Source organism: Candidatus Desulfatibia sp. (assembly GCF_036446775.1).
In the GTDB taxonomy this organism is placed as follows: Bacteria; Desulfobacterota; Desulfobacteria; order Desulfobacterales; family UBA11574; genus Desulfatibia_A.
Map to the genome: position 1 here is coordinate 1 of NZ_JAZFTO010000173.1, position 25,149 is coordinate 25,149.

The 25,149-nt window shown below is 45.8% G+C and carries 22 protein-coding genes and 1 riboswitch; of the genes, 16 read left to right on the plus strand and 6 right to left on the minus strand.

Annotated elements, in window-relative coordinates; all coding sequences use genetic code 11:
• On the minus strand, nt 1–156 hold a 156-nt coding region (locus V3S16_RS08550), incomplete at its 3' end, for a site-specific integrase (protein ID WP_413884281.1).
• A 226-nt stretch (nt 157–382) separates the two neighbouring features.
• Nucleotides 383–1,501, minus strand: a complete 1,119-nt coding sequence (locus V3S16_RS08555; RefSeq protein ID WP_413884261.1) for a M24 family metallopeptidase — start codon at nt 1,499–1,501, stop codon at nt 383–385.
• A 287-nt stretch (nt 1,502–1,788) separates the two neighbouring features.
• Between V3S16_RS08555 and rfbD the strand changes: the two genes are divergently transcribed.
• The 13 genes from rfbD (at nt 1,789) to V3S16_RS08620 (ending at nt 14,913) form a co-directional block, all read left to right on the plus strand.
• On the plus strand, nt 1,789–2,667 hold the full coding sequence (gene rfbD, locus V3S16_RS08560) for a dTDP-4-dehydrorhamnose reductase (RefSeq protein ID WP_413884262.1): 879 nt from the start codon (nt 1,789–1,791) through the stop codon (nt 2,665–2,667).
• Between the two features lie 26 nt (nt 2,668–2,693).
• A complete protein-coding gene (gene rfbB / locus V3S16_RS08565; protein WP_413884263.1) occupies nt 2,694–3,743 on the plus strand; it encodes a dTDP-glucose 4,6-dehydratase in 1,050 nt (349 codons plus the stop codon).
• A gap of 136 nt (nt 3,744–3,879) precedes the next feature.
• Nucleotides 3,880–5,241 (plus strand): mannose-1-phosphate guanylyltransferase/mannose-6-phosphate isomerase, encoded by a 1,362-nt coding sequence (locus V3S16_RS08570; RefSeq protein WP_413884264.1) that lies wholly within the window; start codon nt 3,880–3,882, stop codon nt 5,239–5,241.
• A gap of 82 nt (nt 5,242–5,323) precedes the next feature.
• On the plus strand, nt 5,324–6,214 hold the full coding sequence (gene rfbA, locus V3S16_RS08575) for a glucose-1-phosphate thymidylyltransferase RfbA (protein WP_413884265.1): 891 nt from the start codon (nt 5,324–5,326) through the stop codon (nt 6,212–6,214).
• Nucleotides 6,215–6,550: 336 nt separating this feature from the next.
• A riboswitch (cobalamin riboswitch) is annotated at nt 6,551–6,737 on the plus strand.
• 116 nt (nt 6,738–6,853) lie between these two features.
• Nucleotides 6,854–7,744: a sirohydrochlorin cobaltochelatase gene (locus V3S16_RS08580; protein WP_413884266.1), complete on the plus strand. Its 891-nt coding sequence runs from the start codon at nt 6,854–6,856 to the stop codon at nt 7,742–7,744.
• An 8-nt stretch (nt 7,745–7,752) separates the two neighbouring features.
• Entirely contained in the window at nt 7,753–8,823 is a 1,071-nt protein-coding gene (locus V3S16_RS08585) for a FecCD family ABC transporter permease (RefSeq protein ID WP_413884267.1), read from the plus strand.
• Nucleotides 8,823–9,602, plus strand: coding sequence for an ABC transporter ATP-binding protein (locus V3S16_RS08590; RefSeq protein ID WP_413884268.1), 780 nt, complete (start codon nt 8,823–8,825; stop codon nt 9,600–9,602). The genes V3S16_RS08585 and V3S16_RS08590 overlap by 1 nt, the downstream gene beginning before the upstream one ends.
• A gap of 2 nt (nt 9,603–9,604) precedes the next feature.
• The gene (locus V3S16_RS08595) at nt 9,605–10,558 is read left to right on the plus strand and encodes an ABC transporter substrate-binding protein (protein ID WP_413884269.1); all 954 of its coding nucleotides are present in this window, start codon (nt 9,605–9,607) and stop codon (nt 10,556–10,558) included.
• Nucleotides 10,559–10,568: 10 nt separating this feature from the next.
• Entirely contained in the window at nt 10,569–11,948 is a 1,380-nt protein-coding gene (locus tag V3S16_RS08600; protein ID WP_413884282.1) for a cobyrinate a,c-diamide synthase, read from the plus strand.
• Nucleotides 11,945–12,568, plus strand: a complete 624-nt coding sequence (locus V3S16_RS08605) for a precorrin-8X methylmutase (protein ID WP_413884270.1) — start codon at nt 11,945–11,947, stop codon at nt 12,566–12,568. The genes V3S16_RS08600 and V3S16_RS08605 overlap by 4 nt, the downstream gene beginning before the upstream one ends.
• A gap of 130 nt (nt 12,569–12,698) precedes the next feature.
• The gene (locus V3S16_RS08610; protein ID WP_413884271.1) at nt 12,699–13,097 is read left to right on the plus strand and encodes a four helix bundle protein; all 399 of its coding nucleotides are present in this window, start codon (nt 12,699–12,701) and stop codon (nt 13,095–13,097) included.
• A 42-nt stretch (nt 13,098–13,139) separates the two neighbouring features.
• Complete coding sequence (gene cobI / locus V3S16_RS08615; protein WP_413884272.1) at nt 13,140–13,877, plus strand: precorrin-2 C(20)-methyltransferase; 738 nt, start codon at nt 13,140–13,142, stop codon at nt 13,875–13,877.
• Nucleotides 13,858–14,913: a nucleoside recognition protein gene (locus V3S16_RS08620; protein ID WP_413884273.1), complete on the plus strand. Its 1,056-nt coding sequence runs from the start codon at nt 13,858–13,860 to the stop codon at nt 14,911–14,913. The genes cobI and V3S16_RS08620 overlap by 20 nt, the downstream gene beginning before the upstream one ends.
• A 352-nt stretch (nt 14,914–15,265) precedes the next feature.
• Here V3S16_RS08620 and V3S16_RS08625 read toward each other — a convergent pair whose 3' ends face one another.
• The 3 genes from V3S16_RS08625 to V3S16_RS08635 all read right to left on the minus strand — a co-directional run bounded on the left by V3S16_RS08625 (nt 15,266) and on the right by V3S16_RS08635 (nt 19,557).
• The gene (locus V3S16_RS08625; RefSeq protein ID WP_413884274.1) at nt 15,266–17,413 is read right to left on the minus strand and encodes a DNA translocase FtsK; all 2,148 of its coding nucleotides are present in this window, start codon (nt 17,411–17,413) and stop codon (nt 15,266–15,268) included.
• Nucleotides 17,414–17,578: 165 nt separating this feature from the next.
• Nucleotides 17,579–19,228: a ribonuclease J gene (locus V3S16_RS08630; protein ID WP_413884275.1), complete on the minus strand. Its 1,650-nt coding sequence runs from the start codon at nt 19,226–19,228 to the stop codon at nt 17,579–17,581.
• Complete coding sequence (locus tag V3S16_RS08635) at nt 19,225–19,557, minus strand: hypothetical protein (RefSeq protein WP_413884276.1); 333 nt, start codon at nt 19,555–19,557, stop codon at nt 19,225–19,227. Before V3S16_RS08635 ends, V3S16_RS08630 begins: the two co-directional genes overlap by 4 nt.
• Before the next feature lie 213 nt (nt 19,558–19,770).
• Here V3S16_RS08635 and V3S16_RS08640 point away from each other — a divergent pair, with 213 nt between their 5' ends.
• Together V3S16_RS08640 and V3S16_RS08645 are read left to right on the plus strand one after the other, a co-directional pair.
• Nucleotides 19,771–21,039, plus strand: coding sequence for a M48 family metallopeptidase (locus tag V3S16_RS08640; RefSeq protein ID WP_413884277.1), 1,269 nt, complete (start codon nt 19,771–19,773; stop codon nt 21,037–21,039).
• 801 nt (nt 21,040–21,840) lie between these two features.
• Complete coding sequence (locus tag V3S16_RS08645; protein WP_413884278.1) at nt 21,841–22,452, plus strand: AMIN domain-containing protein; 612 nt, start codon at nt 21,841–21,843, stop codon at nt 22,450–22,452.
• A 294-nt stretch (nt 22,453–22,746) separates the two neighbouring features.
• Here the strand turns inward: V3S16_RS08645 and V3S16_RS08650 are convergent, their stop codons facing one another.
• Nucleotides 22,747–23,424, minus strand: a complete 678-nt coding sequence (locus tag V3S16_RS08650; RefSeq protein ID WP_413884279.1) for a LytR C-terminal domain-containing protein — start codon at nt 23,422–23,424, stop codon at nt 22,747–22,749.
• Nucleotides 23,425–23,866: 442 nt separating this feature from the next.
• Between V3S16_RS08650 and V3S16_RS08655 the strand changes: the two genes are divergently transcribed.
• Nucleotides 23,867–25,149, plus strand: a 1,283-nt coding sequence (locus V3S16_RS08655) for a glycosyltransferase family 2 protein (RefSeq protein WP_413884280.1), incomplete at its 3' end; no start/stop codon positions are given.

A 25,149-nucleotide genomic window follows, 5' to 3' on the forward strand; every position in this document is an offset into this window, starting at 1 on the left:
GTCAGCATCTGAAATCTGCTTGCCCCCTTTTTGTTTTAGATATTCAACATATCTGGAAATATCCCGGCTGTAGGATTCAATCGTGTTTTTTGAAAGGCCCTTTTCGAGAATCAGGTAATTTATATACTGATCAACAATAACGTCAAGTGAAGGCATGGGGATATTCTAAGCAGGCTTTTTAAGTTTTGTCCAAATTAAAATGTTTCAAATTATGTGTATTATTAGTCACTGATTATTGAGCGCTGCGCTTGAGGAGCACTTCGTTTGAGGAGCGGCTTGCCAGCCTTGAGGGGGCAGATAAAAACGTACTTTCCATTTTAAGAAGTGCTCTTTATGTTTAGCAGCAATTTTTTGCTAATGACCAATGACGAATGACAAATGACTAAACGTTGATCAAGAAGTCCGAAGATTCGAGGCTATTCAGCACTTCAACTCCGCCCTGGGTTACCACCGCCATGTTCTCGAGCCGGATGCCGCCCCAGTCGGCAAGATATATACCCGGTTCAACCGTAAACAGCATGCCGGGCTCTAAAATCGTATCTTTAAAAGGGTTCAGTCGCGGTGCTTCGTGAACGGAAAGTCCGGTACCGTGTCCCAGTCCGTGACCGAATTTATTTTTAAAGCCCATATTGTCGATATGGGTATGTGCAATTTCATCAACAGCCTTGGAACTCATCCCCGGCCTAATGGCATCGAGAGCCTTTTGCTGGGCATCCAGCACGGTTTGATAAACTTTTTTGAAAGTATCATCCGGCCGGCCGATAACAACTGTTCGGGATATGTCCGAACAGTAACCGTTTAGCTTTACTCCCCAGTCAAAGAGAATCGGTTCTCCCACCTTAAATTTCCGGTCGCCGGGAATTGCATGGGGCAGGGCACTGTTGGGGCCGGAGGCCACGATAGTTGGAAACGACAAACTGTCTGCACCGCTTTCACGCATACCCTTTTCCATGGCCCAGGCCGCCTCTTTTTCCGTCATACCGGGAATAATAGTATTGGTAAAATCCCTGAATACTGATTCGGCCATCGCCAGCGACTTTTTGGTTGCTTCAATTTCTATTTCTGATTTAATCACCCGCAGGTTTTCCACCAGGCCTTCCGTATCAACCAGCTCAACTTGCCGGTCAACTGAACTCAACTGTTCAACGATTTTTTTATGCTGAGAATACGACAGGCGGGTGCTTTCAAAGCCAAGCTTTTTGGACTGAAGACGTTTCAATAGATCGGGCAGTGCTTTGGGCAAACCTTCCTTATAACAGAATATCTCATAAAGAGGTGCCTCGTTGGCGGCCTGCAGCTCAAAGCGAGAGTCCGTGGCCAGGATAAGTTCATTATCGGTGATTAAAAGGGCGCCGGCGGATTCATCAAACTGGGTGTCTTCGCCGATAAAGCCGCTCAAATAACGCCGGTTTTCCTCCACCAGAACCAAAAAGGTATCAAGATCGCTTTCGAAAATGGATTTTCTAATCTGCAGCAATCTGTTTTCAATTAAATTTTTCATTACATGCTCCTGTTTCTGCCAATACGGTACCAACAGGGATTTGCCACAAAGGCACAATTGGGAACGAGCCGGCCGACTTTTTTTATCCTGATGCAACAATTAGCAACAAGGTTTTTTTTGTCAACCATTTAAATTTTATTATAAGTGCCGCATTAAGAAAAATGTGCCGCTTTGAAATTAAGCATATGTCATAGGCCGCACTGCAATCCGTTTTTCTTGACAACCTAAAGGCTATCTAATAAAAGTGACGATAATTATTTGAGATTAAAGAGAAAAGGTAAGCATCTATGAGAATCATGGTTATGGGCGGAAAAGGGCAGCTCGGCAGCGATTGCACTCAGATTTTGGAGCAAAAACATAATGTTATATCATTAGACCTTGAAGATATTGATGTCGCGATTTTTGCGGATGTAGAAAAAAAAGTGGCGGATTTTCTCCCGGAGATCATCATAAATTGTGCCGGCTATACCCACGTCGATAATTGCGAAACCGAAAGGGAACTGGCCTGGGACGTCAATGTGAAGGGGGCCGAAAATCTGGCTGTGGGCGTGCAAAAACATGGCGGTCGGTTGGTGCATATCTCTACGGATTATGTTTTCGACGGCCGGAAAAAAATCCCCGAGCCTTATGTGGAAGATGATGAGCTTAACCCGCTTTCTTATTACGGGATTACTAAACTTGAGGGGGAAAAACTGGTACGAGAAACAACTGACCAGCATATAATACTGCGAACAGCCTGGATGTATGGTGTCAACGGTCACAATTTTCTTAAAACCATGCTGAAACTGGCCGTGAAAAATCCCAAAAATGAAATCAAGGTAGTGAATGACCAGTACGGTTCGCCGACCTGGTCCCATCGACTTGCACTTCAAATCACAAAATTGATTGATAAAAATTGTCGGGGCACTTATCATGCATCGGCAGAAGGGTATTGCAGCTGGTATCAACTGGCGAAGTATTTTCTGGAAAAGATGGGGGTGCCGCATGCGGTGGTTCCTTGCTCCAGTGCTGAATATCCAACACCGGCGATAAGACCGCAAAATTCGATTCTGGAAAATCGGCGCCTTAAGGAAATGGATATCAACATCATGGCTGCCTGGCAGGATGATCTGGATCGATTTATCGCCGGTTTTGGCGATAAATTGATTAACGAGGCCCTATCGTAAAAATTTCCTTTTAACAAGGTAGTATCATGCAGAACATGCTCATTACCGGCGGGTGCGGGTTCATCGGTGCGAATTTTATCAGATATCTGCTGACTGAATCCGATTTTAAAGGACGCGTCGTGAATGTGGACAAGCTGACTTATGCCGGCAACCCCGAAAACCTTACTGATATTGAGCTCGATTTTGAAAATCGATATGTTTTTATAAAGGCCGATATCTGCGATGTAATTCGCATGAACGAAATATTCGACAACTACGAAATCGACAGCGTATGCCATTTTGCCGCTGAATCCCATGTGGACCGCTCCATCGTGAAACCGGATGCTTTTATCCAGACCAACATAGTGGGGACATTTAATCTGCTGGAAGCGGCCCGGTCACGGCAAAATCAAATAATAAGATTTCACCATATCAGCACGGACGAAGTATACGGCAGCCTGGGGCCGGAAGGCTATTTTACGGAAACAACGCCTTATAAACCCAACAGCCCGTATTCGGCTTCCAAGGCCTCTGCCGATCATCTGATGCGGGCTTACTACAAGACCTATGGGCTGCCCATGACTATCTCCAATTGCTCGAATAATTACGGCCCCTACCAGGTTCCGGACAAGCTGATTCCGCTGATGATCCTTAACGGGTTTGAAGGAAAATCCCTGCCGCTTTACGGAGACGGTCGCAATGTCAGGGACTGGCTCTATGTCGCAGATCACTGTAAGGCAGTCTGGACCATTATGAAACACGGAAAGACAGGTGAGATATACAATGTGGGCGGTGATAATGAGATGGAAAACATTACCATTGTTGAAATGATCTGTGATATTTTGGATGAGATCAATCAATTGAGTGACAATCGGCCCCGCCGGGAGCTGATTACCTTTGTAAAAGACAGGCCCGGTCATGACCGGCGCTATGCCATTGATTTTACAAAGTTGAAACGGGAACTTGACTGGGTCCCGCAAGCATCTTTTGAAACCGGTATCCGTGATACGATTGAGTGGTATCGGGCCAACCGCAAGTGGGTTGAACGGGTTAAAAGCGGGGAATACCAGGATTGGATCAAAGCCCATTATGCCTAACCCGGACGAGCCGGGGCCAAAGTGAATATATTTAAAATTAAGCGTTTATTCCATTTAACAAGCATCTTGAGCAATCATTAACACAGTATTTTTGGCCAAAAAAAGAGCGAACTGAAAAGGGAAGGGAAAATGCAGGATGTCGGAAGATCTAACAAATGTTTACCCGGTGCTGCTGGCCGGTGGATCAGGGACGCGTCTTTGGCCGGTTTCAAGGGAGCTCTATCCCAAACAGCTTGTTAAATTCATGGGCGACGAATCCCTTATCCAAAGTACCATTAAACGGTTGGCGCCGGTGCTTGCAACGGAAAATATTCGCATTGTCTGCGGCCAGGAGCATTTTCACGAGATCGCCAGGCATATGGAGGAAATCGGTATTGCTTCCGGTGACAAAATAATAGGCGAACCTTGCGGCCGCAATACGGCCCCGGCTATTCTTCTGGCGATACTGCTTATTTTAAAAAAGAAAGAAGATGCTGTATTATGCATTTTTCCGGCCGATCATGTCATTCGCAACATTGACACATTTCATGCAAAATTACGGTCCGCCATCAAGCTTGCCAAGATGGATTACATCGTGACGTTCGGAATCACCCCCCACTATCCTGAAACCGGCTATGGATACATTGAGGGCGCTGGAAAATTGCCCGAGCAGGCCTTTGCGTTAAAACGGTTTGTTGAAAAGCCGGATTTAAAGACGGCAAAGTATTATCTTGAAAGCGGTAATTTTTTCTGGAACAGCGGCATGTTTGCCTTTAAAGCATCCGTGATGATCAATGAACTGGAAATTCACCACCCTGAACTTTTGAAAAAAATGCAACAGTTAGATTTAACCGCAGGTACCGCATCTCTGGAATCATATGAACAGTTGCCGAATATATCCATCGATTATGCTGTGATGGAGAAAACGGATAAAGGCGCTGTTTTGCCGTCAGATTTTGGCTGGAGCGACATTGGATCCTGGAAATCTCTTTATGATTTTCTTCCAAAAGATGCCGACGGCAATGTTATCGGCGGTGATGTGATCACCAAGGATACCGAAAACTGTTTTATTATGGGATATGAACGGCTTATCGCAACCAACAGCATCCAAAACATGGTTGTTGTGGAAACGCCGGACTCTGTGTTTGTTTCAGATATAGAAACCAGCAGGGATGTAAAATCGATTGTTACCAGACTCAAGGAAAAGGGCCGTCGGGAATATCAAAAGCATAAGACCGTACATCACCACTGGGGGACCTTCACCGTGCTGGATCTGCAAGGTGATTTCAGGATTGCAAAGCTGATCGTATATCCGGGCTCGGCACTTCAAATAAAAACCGACACTTCCGCGGCAAAACAGTTGTTCGTGCTCAAAGGCAAGGTCAAGACGACTTTGCAGAATCAAGACAAGCTGCTAAATAAAGGGCAGTCTGTAGATCTTTCTGCCAGCCAATCCGCTGAGCTGGAAAACCCCGGAACAGAACCACTGATCATGATTGAAGTAAAACTGGCATCCTAATTGAGTCAAAACTCAATTAGGTGTTATCCGTTATTGGTTATCTGTTATTGGTTTTTAGTGAAAAATAAAAGGAATTATATTTATGAAGGGGATAATTTTAGTAGGCGGCTCCGGATCACGACTTTATCCAATAACCCGTGTGGTAAGCAAGCAGCTCTTGCCGGTATATGACAAGCCCATGGTCTATTATCCACTGTCCGTTTTAATGCTGGCAGGTATTCGGGAAATACTTTTTATTTCCACACCCGAGGATTCACGTTTATTTCAAAAGCTCCTGGGAGACGGCTCGCAACTGGGGCTTTCTTTCTCCTTTGAAACCCAGCCAAAGCCGGAAGGGATAGCACAGGCCTTTATTATCGGCAAAGCGTTCATTGGCAATGACCCGGTTTGCCTGATTCTGGGAGACAATATATTTTACGGCCACAATTTTACCAGAATTTTAAAAAATGCGGTTCAACTCCAGCAGGGTGGTTTGATTTTCGGATACCTGGTAAAGGACCCTCAACGTTACGGTGTTGTGGAATTCGACGTTGACGGCAATGTCCTCGGGATCGAGGAGAAGCCCAAAAAGCCCAAATCGAATTACGCCGTGCCCGGTCTCTATCTTTACGACAACGATGTGGTCAACATCGCCGCCAACCTCAAACCATCGGCGCGGGGAGAGCTTGAAATTACGGACGTTAATATGGCGTATCTGGAAAGAGGTCAACTCAGGGTCGAACTTCTGGGAAGAGGTTTTGCCTGGCTGGACACCGGAACCCAGGAAGCCCTGCAACAAGCCGCCAGTTTTGTTGAAGCCATTCAGCAGCGCCAGGGACTTAAAATATCATGTATTGAAGAAATTGCCTACAGCCTGGGCTACATCGACAAAGAACAGCTCGCCAAGCTTGCAGCTCCAATGATACAAAACGAATATGGACAATATTTGATGGATTTAATTGCCGAAGACGAAAACAATCTAAAAACCAACTAAACTGATCGGTTCTAGGTTCAGGGGTTCTAGGTTCAAAGGTTATTAACTCTTGATATTACTTAATGTTACAACTCAATATCAGGGTTGGTCTCTTGCAACCGTTGGGTGAAAATCACTTGTCGGCTCTATTGAAACGTAACTTTCTTGGGTTGATCCTGTAAGGGTTCATTAACCCGGAACCTTGAACGTTGAACCGCTCAACCTAGGTACTATTTGAACTGCACAGCGAGTGCATTTCCCGTCCCGCCAAGGCGTGACTGTAGGGAGCTTCAAACAGATGTCAGTCCCCTCCTTCTGCATGGCATGAAATTTCACTATTGACTTGATTGCTCCAATCTTTTATATAGTTGTAAAGGTGCCGTTTGGATTAAAAGGGAATCCCGTTAAAGTCGGGAGCGGTCCCGCCGCTGTACTCGGGGACGAACATTGCAGGAGGCCACTGATGGGGATAAACCCATTGGGAAGGCGCAATTAGTAGATTGATCCGAAAGTCAGAAGACCTGCCTTAGCAGTAAGTCAATCCCTTGCGGTGACGGGGATTATGAAAAATCAGAAAAGGGTGAAGTAAACTGGGTGCAACCCTTCAAGCCAAAATTGGTTTGAAGGGTTTTTTTTCGTTAAAGATTCAAATCGAGGTGAATGATGGTTAAGCTAAAGACAATGCTTTTACTGCCGATTTTGTTGATAGTTTTGCTATTAGCAACCTCGGCTACTGCCGGTCAACAAGGGCGCAAGCGTACCATGAAAAAAGGAATTCTACTGGTTGCTTTCGGTACCAGCCGACCGGAAGCCCAGTCAGCCTTTAGAAACATTGAAAATATGGTCAAGGCTGCTTATCCCGGTATTCCGGTTCGCTGGGCTTACACCTCGGAGATGGTCCGCAAAAAGCTGGCCAAAGGCGGAGTTTATCTGGATTCACCGGAAGTCGCTCTGGCCAAAATGATGGATGAAGGCTTTACGCATGTAGCCGTGCAGTCTTTGCATACCATTGCTGGAAAAGAATTTCATGATCTCGTCAAAAATGCGCGTGCCTTCGCCCAAATGAACGGCGGCTTTGAAAGCGTTTTGGTTGGTTATCCGCTGTTGGGAAAAGAAGAGGATCTAGCGCGGGTTGTTGAGGCAATTATAAAAATTATTCCGAATGATAGAAAAAAACATGAGGCCGTTGTTCTGATGGGTCATGGCTCAACGCACATATCCAGCGCTGTTTATGCGGCCATGATGTTTTATTTGCAGCTGAAAGATCCCAATATCTTTGTGAGTACCATTAAGGGATCACTGCCAATTGAGGATATCAAGAAGATACTCCTTCAGAAGAACATTAAAAAAGCTTATCTCATGCCTTTCATGTCGGTAGCCGGTGTGCATGCCCGGAATGATATGGCCGGTGACCAGAAGGATTCCTGGAAATCGATTTTGACTCAGGCTGGAATAACATGTGTTCCGATTCTCAAGGGGACGGCCGAATACAATGAAATTGCGGCTGTCTGGATCGACCACCTGGGCGAGATGCTTGCACGTTTTGAATAGGATTTGAAATGACAGAGGATATCAAGCAAAAATCAGGGCCGCGTTTGGGCCGTTCAAAGGTTTCACAAGGCAGCCAGGTGATCCTTTTGATGCTTTTGCTGGTGCTTATCATTGTGGCTTCCGCCGGCATGGGATATATTAAAATACCTTTTAGCGATGTCATCAGGATTGTTTTGGCTAAAATTACCGGCAACACCGGTATTTTGGCCGGTATGGACAAACTATTGCCGGTAGTGGTTTTGGATGTGCGCCTGCCGCGCATTTTGACGGCGGCAACTGTCGGCGGCGGATTGGCCATAGCGGGTGTAGTTTTTCAGGGGATACTTTTAAATCCCTTAGCGGATCCGTATACCCTGGGAGTGTCTGCCGGCGCTGCCTTTGGAGCCTCGCTGGCCATCTTGTTCAACATCAGTTTTATGAGCACGTGGTCGGTTCCTCTGCTGGCATTCATAGGAGCCATGAGCACCCTGCTGTTCGTCCTGTACCTCTCATCGTCCGGTGGCGGGTACTCCTCCAACAATCTGATCCTGTCCGGTATCATCGTGGCCGCTATTTTGTCGGCCGGCATTAGCTTCTTGAAATATATCGCCGATGAGCAGGTCTCAATCATTATTTTCTGGCTTATGGGCAGTTTTGCCTCCAAAACATGGACGGATGTATCCATCACTCTGATTTGCGTCTTTTTTGGGTTCTGCGTTTTTCTATTCTATTCCAGGGATTTGAATCTTATGTCTTTAGGCGATCGGACGGCTTCCTCCCTCGGTGTCGACACCCAAAAAGTACCGCTGATTCTTCTGCTAACCGCCTCTTTGGTGACGGCAATCTGTGTTTCGGTATCCGGAATTATCGGTTTTGTGGGACTTTTAGTGCCACATATGATGCGATCCATTACCGGACCGGACAATCAAAAGCTGATCCCTGTTTCTCTGCTGGCGGGTGCGATTTTGCTACTGGGAGCGGATACAATCACCCGGGCGGTGTTGCCCAACGAGATACCCATCGGCGTACTGACCGCGCTGATTGGCGGGCCTTTTTTCTGTTACATCTTCAGAAAACAGCAAACAGCTAAGGTGTGGTAGTGGAGAAACTTTTTGAAATCGACCAAATTTCTTTTGGTTATAAATCGAAAAGGGTTATTGAAGGACTTTCCCTTACCCTTGCAGCCGGCGTGTTTTATGGAATCATAGGGCCCAACGGATGCGGCAAAACAACATTGCTCGATCTGATGATAAACCACCACCAGCCGGCTGCCGGCCGAATCCGTTACAAGGGTAAAACTCTGGCAGGTTATTCCAAAAAGGCACTATCCAGAGAAATCGCACTGGTTCCGCAGAATTTTTACATCAACTTTCCGTTTACGGCTAAAGAAGTGGTAATGATGGGCCGCTATCCTCATATCAAAAGGTTTGCGGCCCCATCGACCCGGGATATAAGGTTTGTTCATGACATAATGGAGCAGACAGACACCCTGGCATTTGAAAACCGTTTTATTACGCAGCTTAGCAGCGGGGAGCGACAGCGTGTTATTTTCGCAAGAGCGCTGGCACAGGATTCACCGGTTTTGATTCTGGACGAAGCTACGTCAAACCTGGATATCAATCACGCCCTCGGCATGCTGAAGCTGGCGGCCCAGGGGGTTGAAGACGAAACAAAAACGGTGATTGCCGTGATGCAGGATATTAATCTTGCCGCTGCATTTTGCGATCATCTTATTTTTGTACAGCATGGGAATGTGGTCGCTAACGGACCCGTAGACAAGATTTTAAACAGCGAGATCCTGCGAGATGTTTTTCAAGTTGACAGCAAAATTTATTTTGAGCCGTATTCGGACTCCATGCAGGTAGTATTTAGGAAATAGAAATGTTTTATAGTAGAACCTTAACATTGTTTATGCTGATATTGGCGGGCTCCGCCATCCAAGCGGAAGCAAAAAGCCTGCCTTTTGGGGTCAATGCCGGTGCGGTAATCATCGATCAGGCCGGCCGGCGTATTGATGCGCACCAGCCGTATCAAAGGATAATTTCACTTTACGGCGCGCACACGGAAAATCTTTTTTCACTGGGTCTCGATGCGGAAATTATCGGTGTATCGCCCAACGAAGCGTATCCGCCCAAGGCGCGATCCAAGCCGGTTTTTTCATACCATGATGATCCCGAAAAATTTATGGCGGCCAGGCCGGATTTAGTCCTGATACGTCCCATGATCGATCGCGGATATCCACAGCTGGTGCAGCGATTTGAAAAAAGCGCCATCACGGTTGTGTCACTGCAGCCCGGCACAATTGATGCAATGTATGTTTACTGGGAAATTCTGGGAATTCTGACAGGAAAGCAAGACCGAGCACGGCAGATGATCGCACAGTTTAAGCACAAGGTGTCGGAAATCGAATTATTGACAGCGCCAATCTTAACCAAAAAAAAAGTGTACTTTGAAGCCATTCACAAACATATGAAAACGTTTGCACCGGATGCCATGGCAATGTTTGCCCTCAAGACCGCCGGCGGGGTTAACATAGCCCAAGATGCACAACAGGTTAGAAGCACCAACATCGCGTTTTACGGCAAGGAGAGAATCCTTTCCCATGCTGATGAAATCGATGTGTTTATGGCTCAGCAAGGGGCCATGAACCGGCCCACGGTATCTTTAATAAAAGAAGAATCCGGCTTTTCGGCCATAAAAGCAATTAAGAACAATCAGATTTTGATCATTGATGAAATGATCGTGTCGCGCCCTACTTTACGTTTGATAGACGGCATTCTTGAAATCGGAAGATATCTCTATCCGGAATTAGGGTTCAAAGGAGGAGACGATTAAAGGACTGGTCATTGCAAGCACGAAAAGCGGCAGCGGAAAGACAACTCTGGCTTTAGGACTGCTGGCCGCATTTTTAAGGCGTGGGTTGCGGGTAGCATCCTTTAAGGTAGGGCCTGACTTTATTGACCCCGGACATCATGCGTCCGTCACCGGCACCGCCGGTTATAACCTCGACGGGTGGATGTTGTCCAAAGATTACAACCTCAAATGCTTTACCCAACACAGCCGCCAAGCAGACATCGTTGTTGTGGAAGGTGTCATGGGACTGTTTGACGGCTTTGACGGTAAAAGCGAAGCAGGTTCTACTGCTCAAATGGCCAAATGGCTCAACCTGCCGGTTATTTTAATTGTTGACGCCCGGAGCATGGCACGCAGCGCTGCCGCGCTGGTGCAAGGATTCGAACGGTTCGACCGCGAAGTAACCTTTGCCGGGGTGGTCTTTAACAATCTCGGCAGCCAACGCCATTGGGAATATCTCAAAGAAGCATTAGATGAAGCTGTCGACATGCCGTGCTTGGGCGGAATTATTCGCCATGAAAGCATACGACTGCCGGAACGTCATTTAGGGCTGGTAACCCGTGAGGATTGCCCGTTGAGCGCCGACCAGATTGACCGTTTGGCGGACCTGCTTGAGAAGAGCGTGCAACTCGATCAGCTGTTGGAGAAGCTGCCGGAAATCTCGAGCGCAATCTCAGCGCCACAACCCGAGAAAAAAATACCTCCGGGGCGCGTTAGAATCGGGGTGGCCAGGGACCGGGCCTTCTGCTTCTACTATCAGGATAATCTGGAGATGCTGCAATCCTGCGGCGCTGAATTAATCTATTTTTCACCCGTTGCCGACCGGATTCTCCCTGAAAACTTAGACGGCCTTTATTTGGGCGGCGGCTACCCGGAGCTTGCAGCCGGGCCACTGGCTGAAAATGAGGCCATGCGGCAGCAGATTTTGCAGCAAAGCCATAAAGGCATGCCGATTTTCGGTGAGTGCGGCGGTTTCATGTATTTGTGCCGCGAAATCTGCGACACGGCTGGTGAACGGTTTCCCATGGTCGGCTGTTTCCCATTTAAGGCGCGCATGTTTGACCGGCTGAGGTCTCTGGGGTACCGTGAAATTACACTTTCAAAACCTGCTGTTATTGGTGATACCGGCCTGCGTGCGCGGGGACATGAATTCCGTTACTCTGAGATCGATACAGAAATTGAAAAAAACGACATTGAGGCGGTGTTTACGGTTACGGCCAGGGCCGGTCTTAAAAAACCCTCAACGGGTTATCAGATCAGGCGCACACTGGGAAGCTACATTCATTTGCATTTCGGGAGCCAGCCGGAGGTGGGCAGACGCTTTGTTGAAAACTGCTTAATTTACCAACAAGAAAGGAACAGCGGCACATGAAACCCGAGGAGATTGAAGCATTGAGTTTCAAGATCATTGATCACGAGGCTCAAGCGCATACTTTTAACGCCATGCAGTGGCAGGTGGTCCGCCGGATGATTCATACCTCCGCTGATTTTGATTACCAGACGAGCGTTCGTTTCCATCCGGACGCCATCGCAGCCGGCTTAGGCGCCATACGGCGGGGAAAAACCATTATTACTGATACGACCATGGCCATGGCGGGCATCCGTAAAAAGGAACTTTCTCGATTTGGAGTCTCTGTCGAATGTCTGATTAATAACGAAAAAGTGAACAAAATAGCAGCGGCCGCCGGCACTACCCGGGCCAAAGCGGCCGTAGATGCAGCGCTTGAAAAAATGGAAGACGGCATTTATGTGGTTGGCAATGCACCCACCGCCTTATTACGTTTGATTGAAGTCGTTAGAGAAAATAAAGCCGGCCCGGCTTTGATTGTCGGTCTTTGCGTTGGATTTGTAAATGCGGCTGAGTCCAAGGCCGCACTGATCGAACTTGATTTTCCCTACATTTCCAATATCGGACGCAAAGGCGGATCCAATGTGGCCGCCAGTGTAGTCAATGCACTGGCTATATTGGCCACCGGAACTAAATTTGTGTAACCGTTCAGAGGTTCAAAGGTTCAGGGGTTCAGGGGTTCAGGGTTTAGAGGTTCGGGGGTTCAGGGTTTAGAGTTCGGGATAATCCTGAACGGAGAACGGTGAACGTTGAACCCAGAACGCAGAAGAAGGCATGAGAATAGAACGATTTGAAGATATTGAGGCATGGCAGTTGGCCCGGGAGTTAACTCGCAAGGTCTACGGCTTGACAAAGAAGGCCAAATTTACTCGTGATTTCGGGTTGAAGAAGCAAATCCAGGATGCAGCAGGCTCATCCATGCACAATATTGCAGAAGGATTCGATGCGGAGACAAACCCGGAGTTTATTCGTTTTCTTCGCTATGCAAAACGGTCTTGTATTGAAGTTCAGAGTGAGCTTTACGTGGCGTTGGATCAGCAATACATAACAAATGCTGAGTTTCAGGATGTGTATGATCATGCCGGACGCACCCGCGCTACCATTAGAGGTTTCATCAAGTATTTGTTAGCCTACGAACAAGATCAACGAAAAGAAGGTAACCCTGAACGGTGAACTCTGAACCTTTGAACGCCTACAAATTTAAAAGAGGAAACCATGAAAAAGCAAAAAGGCATTTTATACGGTTTGGGGGTCGGTCCCGGTGATCCCGAACTGATCACTCTCAAAGCAACGCGCGTATTAAACGTTGTGGATGAGGTTTTTGCGGCGGCATCCACCAAAAACGCTTACAGCCTGGCATTAAGTATTGCTAAGCCTCACATTCCCGATCTGACATCGGTGCGGATGCTCTATTTTCCCATGACCCGGGATAAATCGGCGGTGGAAAAAGTCTGGAAGGAGCATGCCCAGACCATTATCAATCAGCTGGAGCAGCAAAAAAAAGTCGCATTTATAACCTTGGGGGATGCCATGACATATTCCACCTACGGATACATCCTGAAATATATTCAGGAAATGGCACCGCAGTTTCCTATTGTGAGCATACCGGGCATCACTTCCTATCAGGCCGCCGCCGCCTGCCTGAACACCCCGCTGGTAGAAGGTGAAGATTCTTTACTGTTGACTTCGGGGTCCAAGGGAGGAGACCGCTTGCGGGCCTTTGCCGCCAAGCCGGAATGCGTGGTGTTTTTAAAGGCCTACCGCGGCGTGGAAGACATTGCCGCAGCTATTAAAGAGGCCGGAGTGTATCAGGATGCCATCGCCATTTCCAACTGCAGCCGGGAGGATGAAAAGGTTTACCGCGATATCGAAGAACTGTGTGATCGCCGTCCTGATTACTGGACCCTGATTTTCGCCAAACAGAAAAAAGTCGATGAGACCCTCAAAAGCTGAGCCCAAGTACATCAGACTGGCCGTTTCCTGCGTTGTTTCGGTGGCCATACTCATCTGCGGCACCCTGTTGGCGGATAATCTGGGCCTTCAGCGCATTACCACCCAGCTGTTTTGGCCGTTGACGCGCCTGATGTTCTTTATCACCGTCGGACTTGTGGCGGGTCAGACGATCGAAGCTCTGGGGTGGACCAAAAACCTGGCGAATCTGGCGGGGCCCATGTTTCGCTTTAGCAAATTAGGTCAACGCTGCGGAGCTGCTTTTGTGACGGCGTTTTTATCAGGAGTGACAGCCAATGCCATGCTCCTTGACTTTTATAAAGATGAAAAGATTACCCGTAAGCAGCTTTTTCTGTCTAACTTTGTCAATCAGATGCCGGCCTATTTTCTGCATCTGCCGACCACGTTTTTTATTGTTATTCCGCTGACCAGATGGGCCGGCGCACTCTACTTTTTACTGACGTTTAGCGCCATGGGCATGCGAACCATTATGTTTTTGATATATGGCCATTTTCAAACAAGCATGAGGCCGGATGACGATGGGCATCCAAAAGAATTAAAACAAAGGCCGCGGGAGCAAAAAAGCCGCGATTTATACAAAATTATCAGGCAAAAACTGCCGGGACGGATTAGCGCTATTGCTGTTTATGTGCTACCCATTTATGTTGTTGTATATGTATTAAACGCTATGGGTATGTTTGCAGCCGCCCGAAAATGGTTGGCCGGCTATGTGGTCACCTCATTTGTGCCCATGGAATCCCTTTCGGTAGTAATTTTGAGTTTTGCAGCGGAGTTTACCTCCGGATTCGCCGCGGCAGGAGCCTTGTTAGATGCCGGCGTGCTGAACACCAAGCAGACGGTCCTGGCACTGTTAATTGGTAATATCGTAGCCTTTCCGGTGCGGGCCCTGCGCCACCAACTGCCGCGCTATATCGGTATATTTTCACCCAAAATGGGTACTCAACTGCTGCTGATGGGCCAGAGCTTTCGGATTATGAGCCTTGTTTTTGTAGGATATATATATTATTTGGTAGGGTAAAGAATCCTGGCCCATAGTACCAGGCTTTGGTTTCACCCATAGGGTTGCATCTAAGCTCAAATGGAGCAAATTAAATTCCAAATAACAAATAAATTCCAATGACCGAAAAAACAAATAACAAACAAAAGACTAAAAAAAATAGTTTTAGCCCTTGTTTGGAATTTGAGACTTGGAATTTGTGATTTATTTGAAATTTGGTGCTTGTGATTTGTGATTTATTTGAAATTTGCCTGCCCGCCGTCTTTTTGGCGGGGTGCTTGGAATTTGTGATTTTAGACACAAAACTCCAAGGCAGAGCCGGATAACTCTGAACTGGCCCAGAGGATCGGTTTTTCAGGAGTAAATGGGCAAATCAGGGGATGTCATCATAACCTTTAGCCAGCACCGCGCGCGGCTTGACTCCGTCGGAAGGACCGACAATCCCTTCTTTTTCCATTACTTCGATAATACGGGCGGCCCGGTTATATCCGATGCGCAAATGACGCTGAATCATCGATATGGATGCCTGGCCTGTTTTGGTTATGAGCGCAACAGCATCATCATATCTTTCATCGTATTCTTGAGTTTCAGAATCACCCTCTTCTTTTACCGGAGCTTGAACTATGTTTTTATCGTATTCCGGTTTTTTCTGCTCCTTTAAGAATTCCGTAATTCTGGCAAGCTCGGCCTCTGAGATAAAAGCCCCGTGGATGCGCTGGAGCTTGGCAGTGCCCGGAGGCAGAAAAAGCATATCCCCGTTTCCCAGCAGGTTTTCGGCCCCGTTGGTATCGATAATTGTTCTGGAGTCGGTTTTAGATGAAACCTGAAAGGTAAGGCGGGTGGGGAAATTGGCCTTGATAATCCCGGTCAGAACATCCACCGAGGGCCTCTGGGTGGCGATGATCAAATGGATGCCGGCGGCTCTGGCCATCTGAGCCAGGCGTGTCAGGGCCACTTCCACATTGCGGGAGGCCACCATCATCAAATCGGCCAGCTCATCTATGATGATAACAATATAGGGCAGCTTTTCCAGAGCGTCATTTTCCACCCCCTTTTCCTCTTTGCCAATTTTCTGGTTGTAAAGTTTTATGTTTCTGGCCTGCTTCTCTGAAAGCAGCTTATACCTGCGCTCCATTTCGCTCACGGCCCAAAAAAGGGCATTGGTCGCTTTTTTAACATCCGTTACTACCGGCGTAATCAGGTGGGGGATACCGTCATAGGCTGAAAGCTCTATGCGTTTCGGATCGATCATAATGACTTTGATATCCTCAGGCGTCGATTTATACAGCAAACTGCAAATCATGGCATTCAAGGCCACGCTTTTACCGGTTCCCGTTGCACCGGCGATTAAAAGATGGGGCATTTTGTCCAGTTCAGCTACTACTGGATTGCCGACAATGTCCTTGCCAAGACAGATGGTAAGTTTGGATTTTGATTTTTCAAAAATACTGGAAGCAACAACGCTTTTGAACCTGACCAGTTCCCTTGAGGCGTTGGGGAGTTCAATGCCGATCACGGCTTTTCCTGGAATCGGCGCTACAATTCTGATACTTATCGCCCGCAGCGCCAGGGCCAGGTCGTCTGCAAGATTAACGATCTTGTTGATCTTTACACCCGCAGCCGGCTCATATTCAAAGGTTGTAATGACCGGGCCGGGCGAGACCGCAACTACTTTGCCCTGGACGCCAAAATCGTCAAGCTTTTTTTCTAAAAGCTTGGACTGCATGCGTAAATTTTCATCATCAGCAGGAGAAGGCTCCAGCTTGAAATCGTCAAGAAAATTAATGGAAGGAAGCTGAAATCCGGTGCCGGCGTGCATGAATTCAAAGACTTCTTGTTTTGGTGCCGGAGTTTCTTTGACCGGCTTGGACCGGGGCGTTTGGATTTTAATATCTTTCTCTTTTTTAACAGCCTGCTCTTTAATTATTTTTGACCGTTTTTTTGACTTTTGCCTGCGCTCCTTCAACTTAATATACAATGTTTTGATGCGATCAGCTGAAAAAATAGCTGACCGCCGGCACTTTTTGGCAAACGCTGTCAGGGAAAAACCCGTAGCCAGAATTAATCCGATGAGCCAAAAAAGAAACAGTATCAGTGCCCCGCCGATAGTGTTAGTATACTTTACCAGAAATGACTTTAGGGGAATCCCGATGATGCCGCCGGATGTGAATTTACTGCCAAAAAGAATATAATAATTTTGCTTAAATGCCAGCAGCCCCCCCGTGGTTACAATCAGGAGAAGACCTCCGGCGATGGTCAAAACGATAGCCTTGCCCGCTTGGCTGCCAAACAAGTGAATACTCGCTAAAAGGAGTAAAATCGGAAACCAGAAAGCGCCAAGGCCGAACAGCCCAACAAGAGCTCCTGCCAGATGAGCTCCGAACAAACCAAACAGGTTGTGCACTTGACCGGCAGCCCTGGCATTGTGAATCGAAGGATCTGCAGGGCTGTAAGTCAAAAGGCTTATCAGCGTTAAAATAACGAGGAAAAAGAGAAAAACTCCGGCAATTTCTTTACGCATAGGCACGCTCTTCAATCCGGTTACTGGTTACTGGACGCTTGATACTGGATACTGGTCACTTGATACTGGATACTTGATGACGGATGCTGGATTGCGCTTTCTATTCGCCAACCTGGGCTGCTTATACTCATATCAAGCATCCAGCATCAAGCAACCAGAATCGAGTTATATTTCCAGGATCAAGGGGAGTATAATCGGGCGGCGCCTTATGGTAAAGGAAAAATGTTTTCTTAAAGCAACTTGAATTTTCGATCGGATCTTGTCGACGCGCCCGGGGACTTCAGGGCCCACTTCTTCGATAACCTCTAAAATAATGCCTTTGGCGTCTTCCAGAAGATGCCCGCTTTCGGTTTCGAATACAAAACCGCGGGAAACAATTTCAGGCCCGTACACCACAATCCCTGTCTCTTCATCAATCGCCATGTTCACTACAACAATGCCGTCTTCTGACAAATCACGCCTTTCCTTTAAAACACTACGGCCAACATCACCGACACCTTTGCCGTCTATAAGTACCCGGCCGGTTATGACGCTGTCGCCAACGCTCCCTCTGTTTTCATCAAATTCGATGACCTGGCCGTTTTCAGTCAAAAGAACATTTTCCTTTGCAATACCAACCTGTTCAGCCAGACGAGTATGCAAGATCAGATGCCGGTATTCGCCGTGGATCGGTATAAAGTATTGGGGTCTTGTCAGGTTTATCATCAGCTTTAACTCTTCCTGGAAAGCATGACCCGATACATGAATCGCCGATATTTTTTCATAAATAACATCAGCCCCCCGTCTGTAAAGGTCATTGATGATTTTTGCAATGGCCTTTTCGTTTCCGGGAATAAATTTTGAGGAAAAAATAACCGTGTCCTCTTTCTTGATCTTTATCTGCTTGTGACTGCCTGAAGACATTCGGGCCAGAGCGGCCATGGGCTCTCCCTGACTGCCGGTTGTAACGATGACAATCTCATCATCTGCAAATTCATTGACCTGATCAATATCAATTTCCATCCCGGCAGGGACACGGATGTATCCTAGATTTTTGGCAATATTAACGCTGGTCTCTATGCTGCGACCGTTGAAAATGATTTTCCTGTTTAATTTTGCAGCAATATCAACGACCTGCTGTATTCGGGTGATACTGGAAGCAAAAAGCCCGATAATAATGCGCCCTTTTCTGCCGGTTGCGATGCGTATCAGCGTTTCTCCCACCTCCTGTTCGGAAATGGTATACCCCTCCTTTTCCACATTTGTGGAATCAGACAAGAGCGCCAGGACACCTTCTTCACCGCACTGAGCAAACTTGCTGACGTCGGTTGCCATACCGTTAATGGAACTATGGCTGATTTTAAAATCTCCGGTGTGAACAACGAGTCCGAAAGGAGTCTTTATGGCCATACCGACACCATCGGCGGCACTGTGACTGACACGGATAAACTCGAGTTCAAAATCGCCCAGCTTAAGCTTTTCTCTGGGAGAAATCTCATGCAATGCAGCCGATTGCAAAAGACCCTGCTCTTCAAGTTTATGCCGCACAACTCCCAATGTAAACGGGGTCCCAAAAATCGGCACATTAACTATCTCGAGCAAATACGGCAAAGCGCCGATATGATCTTCATGGGCATGAGTTAAAACTATACCTAAAATTTTCGACTTGTTTGCTTTTATATAGCTCATGTCCGGGATGACAAAATCGACCCCCAGCATGTAATCTTCGGGAAACATCAGGCCGGCATCGACGATAAAAGACGAACCGTCACTTTCAAAAACCATCATGTTGAGGCCGATTTCTCCCAACCCGCCCAAGGGTATTATCCTCATCATATTTTGATCCCAAGCTTATCAAAGACGGCATCGACAAATTGGATAATCCAATTGAGCTGTTTTTCGGTAGCATAGCCCATGCAACTGCACCGCATTTTGCTTTTGGTACGTACCAGAAGTTCGTTGGCCATAAAGTTTTGTTCAAGATCAACCGCAAAATAAAAAGGCTGACACTCGGTATGTTCAGCCTGGACTTCGGTTAATATGCTCTGATCTAACGGTATCCAATAAATCCCTTCCACATTGGATGATTCAAAGTTTTCATCCAGATAAGCCTTGACAGCTTCATAATCTGCGGGTCGCAACTGGTCAATAACGTATTGTTTCATAAAAATATAATTATCACAGTTTGTTGAGGGGCGCAAGATGTATGTTCCGGCTGCACGACAGAGCCGAATAAAGAGATATAAACTGTTTATGAAAAATGTAAGTTAACATCTTGATAATCTATTGATTAGCCCTTATTGTAAAGAAACTTGGCCCAGGGGACCAGGTTTTTCAGGACAAACTAAATATTTTTTTATAGCTGTTTGGAGTTCTGCATGATATCAATAAATTCATTTTTACTGGCCTACATCGCCATTTATCTAGTCACTTTGGCGCTCGATTGGACCACAAACCGCATCAATCTAAAATATCTTGAAAAATATGGGCAGAAGGTCCCTGATGCTTTTGAAGACATGATTGATGAAAAAGAACTGCAGAAAATCAATCGATATACCATCGACAACATCCGTTTTAAACTTGTTCAGACCGGCTTTGCTAAATTTTTTTTCCTTTTTATCATCCTTTCGGGCATCCTCCCGTGGCTGACCGAATCTTTGGCCCAAACACACTTTCTGCTGGCCGGGTTGATCTTTTTCGCTTTTTTAGGTCTTATATCTTCGGCAATCGACTTGCCTTTTGACTATTACCACAGCTTTGTAATCGAGGCTAAATACGGCTTCAATACCAAAACACTTAAAATCTGGATTTCCGATCTGGTTAAGTCAGTACTGGTAATGGCGGTGCTGGGGACGTTGCTCCTTTCGGCCCTGCTGCTGATGGTAAAATATACAGGCCAAACCTGGTGGCTGTGGGCCTGGGCCTTTTTGCTGGGCTTTCAAATTCTGATGACGATCCTTTATCCAACTGTGATTGCACCACTGTTTAACAAGTTCACGCCCCTGGAGGACCCTGAATTAGAATCCGGAATAGAAAAACTGGCCGCCGGCCAAAGTCTCGACATTAAGGGTATCTTTCAAATGGATGCGACTCGCAGAACCCGTCATACCAATGCTTATTTTACAGGCCTGGGGAAGGCTAAGCAGATTGTGCTTTTTGATTCCCTGCTTGCGGCCCACGGCCCGGATGAAATACTGGCGATTTTGGCCCATGAAATCGGACATCTGAAGAAAAACCACATTAAAAAGCAACTGGTTCTCATCAGTCTCGTCTCCTTGCTTTTATTTTTCCTGGCATCAAAACTGTTAACATATGAACTGATGTATAAAAGTTTCGGCTTCCCTATTATGCCTCATTATGTAGGTCTATTCTTAATTGGCGTGTTGTGGGAGCCTGTCGGATTTTTCCTTTCGCCCTTGGGAATGGCGATTTCCAGGAAATTTGAACGCCAAGCGGATTTTTATTCCTCAGAGAGCTTAAATACTGCCAAACCTCTTACAAAGGCCTTGAAAAAGATGGCTAAAGACAATTTTGCCAATCTGCAGCCGCACCCGCTATACGTATGGTTCAACTACTCCCACCCACCGCTTCTGGAAAGAATCAAGTATCTTGAAGCATTTGATCACAACACCTCCCGTAATCTCTAAAACCTCTTGTAAAGTCAATTACTCCCTAAAAAGGGTCTTTTATATCTCTCACCCCAGTACGATCTCCGGCCTGTCCCGGCAATAACACGGGGACCTACGGGGCAGGCAGAGTACACAGAGCCGCAGAGTTTTTTTATCAGAATCCTTGATCCCGGTTAAATGGTCCTTCGGAATTTAACGGGACAGGGATACGGATTCTGATAAAACGGTAACGGCTGTGTGTTTGGTTTGAATGTACGTAGTATCGTTTATTGTCTATCATTTAGATTTTCCTGCCGAGGGCTGATAGTTTTGCCTGATTTTGGATACCTGTCCCGTTTTTAACGGGATCAAAAAATCAGGCAAATAAAAAAATGATCTCTGTGACCTCTGCGGGCTCAAGCGAAGCGGGCGAGAGAACCCTAAATACACCACGCTACCTGCATAGCAAAGCCCCAAGTTAAATCATCAAACATCAAGCAAACGTAATGCTTTTAGGTTTTTTGCTTTGACAAGTAGGATGGATATTCCTATATTTAGAATAACATTAGTTCCTTAGTTATGGAATTTGTGTTTTTCGTGTTTTTGTAATTTCGTGCTTTCGTGATGAATATTTCGTTTAGTTACCGAGCTTTTATACTAATGAAGATAAAATGCACAAAATGTGAAAGTAATCGCGTGGCGCCCTCAGCCAGGGGAGATATACCAACAATCCTCGTGTATTTTCCTCTCTTTACTCCTTATCGCTGTAAAGATTGCTGGGTTCGCTTTTGGGTGCTTAGCAATCCTTTGAAAAGCGCGTTTTCCAAAATAGCAGGAAGCATGATAGTGGCATTCTTTGTACTGCTTTATGTCTTATTTCAAGTACAAGAGGATCCCCAGACTGATAGAATCGTAAAAAAAATCGTAGTCAGGATGAAGATTAAGGCGGCCCCTATAGAAAAAACTGATCAAAAAAAAGAGGTGGCCCAGACAGCACCACGGGCACAGCCAAAAGCGCAAGAATCAAAGCCTGAAAAAAAGCCAAACAAAGCGCCTCAAAAAGCAGCGTTAACATCTACTGGCATTTCTACTGAACCGGCGAACAAGAATGATCGAACGGTTTTGGCGGACAAAAAAGCCTATCAGAGCCTTTTAGGTATCGAGACACAGCGTTATAAGCGCAAGTACAGGATTGTTCTTCTGGCTGATCGTCCTATTAAAAAATACGAAGCTTTTTTTTTAGACACGCCTGCCAGACTGATAATCGATCTGCCCGGGGCATGGAAGAATGTAGGATATTCTAAATTGATGATGAATGACGCAAAGATCAAGCGCATCAGGGTTGGAGAACATCGTGATAAGCTCAGGATTGTTTTGGATTTAAAAAGTCAAAAACCAATATCCCCACGCATCACGGAGTCGCCAAGGGGTCTTATCTTAATTATTAAGTAAACGGTAACAGTTCCGCCACAAAGGCACTAAGGCACAAAGAAGGGGTATGAGTTATAAACCTTTATCAAAACGTAACCATTCACAAGGTATTGAAGTTAAGCTTTTAGAGGGGCATCGGACTTGCTGTGTGCAAGTAGGTTGTTATTGGTCATTCGTCATTTGTATCTGAAGAGCGGCTGAATACCCAATGACAAATGACTTTTGCATGTAATAAATAAGCTTAGTGTCTTCGTGCCTTCCCGCCTGCCAAAGTCTTGTACGGCGGGCAGGTGTAGCTAAATGATCAGGGGAGAGTTACTGCGTTGCCCCTGTTACTATGATAAGATTGAACTTTGAAGGCCAGCTCAAAGATTTTAGAGCAGGGTTACCGCCAAGCTTGGACATAAGGCGCTTTGCTTCGTATTTGAATTTTGGTGCAAAATATATTGTGGTTTTTTTGAAATCAGATCGGTGCGCCTGATCTACCAATTGGATGGTGTACCCGCTTTTTCTTAGTTTCTTGGCCATCTTTTTTGCAGAATTAAAATTGCCGTCTCCGGAAAGTACTTTAATCTTTAATCTGCCAATACCTTTTGCAGCCTTACGGGACGCGGGAGCAGAGGTTTTTGGTTTAACCTGGGTGTCCGCAGGTTTCTTTTTGAGATTTTCATTTTCTTCGGTGATTCTTTGGTTATCTTCTTTTAATTTGTTATTCTCTTGAGCCAGTGTACGGTTTCGTTCTATCGCTTGTGCATACTTTTTTCCGGTTTCAACCCTAAAGCGCTGATTCTGTGCATTGGTGATATCGGTTTGTCTTTGCAGCTTTTCATTCTCGCTTTTTAATTTGTTCAACTCCGCATACATTTCACGTTTATTCATCTTAAACGTTTCTATCTCTTCCCCTGAACTACCATCTAGAAATTCAAAGGCCGTGCAACCGTAAAAAACAAAGCCCATAGACAGGATAAGAATGAGTGCATAGGTACGAAACATTTTGCCCTCCAGCATGATAAGATTATAATTGGTGATTTTTAATAATTTATAACATTTATACTATAACTGAGTGAATAGTCAAAGTATTTTTTTTTAAATGAAATCGTATTACAATTTCATTTTTCATTTGAATTCGTCCTGCGCTGTAAGCAGCGGGGAATTCAAATTTAAAGATAATGCTTGATTTAACAACAAATATGACGGATTCTTTTACGTGGACAAAATTTGAATAGAGTGCAGCTACTCTCATCTCCCGGGAAATGAAAAATATTTTGGACAGGATAACAGGATTTGAGCTTGTTGATTAACAGGAAAAAATAATCTTGTTTATCCCTGGCCCAGACCGATCACCAATACTATATACTCAAAAAGTTAAGTTTGAAATAATGTATAGGCTCGATCAATATATACGAACGAGTCGCGCTCTCCGAGGCGTAGGCTCATGTCTCTACGAGCCGGAGGCCAGGGCGGGCCTGTTATCCTGTCTAATAAATTTGTGAATAAAATGCTCAAGAACTACTATTACAACCTGCTCTCAAAATATATTTCCATTTACGCAAGATCAGGGGATAAGGTTCTTTTTGTTGAACCGCAAAGCAAGCTTATTTTAAACAAATTTTCCCCAGAAAATGTTCTTATTGTTACGAATAGCTCCGAAAAGTTTAGTGGTTATAAGACTTTTGAGAACATCGGAAAGATCATGCCGTGGGAACCGGACTATATCGTTCTTGATGGCAATCTTCAGAGAGAAAAAGATATTATTGAGTTTTTGAAAGGAATCAAATCTGTCTGTTCATCGTCTACCCGAGTTCTTCTAATCTATTATAGTGCCTTGTGGAAACCTGTAGCTAAACTTGCATCGATGCTTGGTTTTCGCCAAAAAATAGCCCGGGAGAACTGGACAACACCGGAAGATATATCAAACTTTGTGCGCCTCACCGAGTTTGAGAGCGTAAAGCGCCAACCGCGCATATTGATACCCATTGAAATTCCTTATCTCAGTGACTTTGTCAATCGATGGTTGGCACCTTTGCCGATTTTTAATTCCTGCGCCTTGCTCAATTTTGAAATTCTGCGTTCCCTTGCAACCCCCACTGATGAGTTGGAGGATAATTCAGTTTCCGTTATTATCCCTGTCAGAAATGAAGCCGGAAATATTGAAGAGGCCTTCAAACGCATTCCTATAATGGGTCCCGCTGACGAATGGATATTTGTTGAGGGAAATTCCACTGATAATACCTGGAAAGAACTGCAGCGCTGCCGGGATAAGTATACAAAATCAGACTCGCGCAACATAAAAATTACTCAACAGGATGGAAAAGGTAAAAAAGATGCCGTCTATAAAGGGTTTTCAATGGCAAAAAATAATATCCTGATGATCTTGGACGGGGACCTTACAGTTCCTCCTGAGGATCTGCCAAAGTTTCATAATGCCCTTGTCAGCAATAAAGGGGAGTTCATAAACGGATGCCGCCTGGTTTATGCACTCGAAAGTGATGCGATGCGTTTTTTAAATATGATCGCAAATAAGTTTTTTGCCTTTTCTTTTTCTTATGTTCTTTCTCAGAATTTACGGGACACCTTGTGCGGCACAAAAGTGTTTACGCGTGCAACCTATGACAGAATCCAGGCTAATCGTAATTTTTTTGGAGATTTCGATCCTTTTGGTGACTTTGATTTAATCTTTGGGGCCGACCGCCTGGGCCTGAAAATCGTTGAAGTACC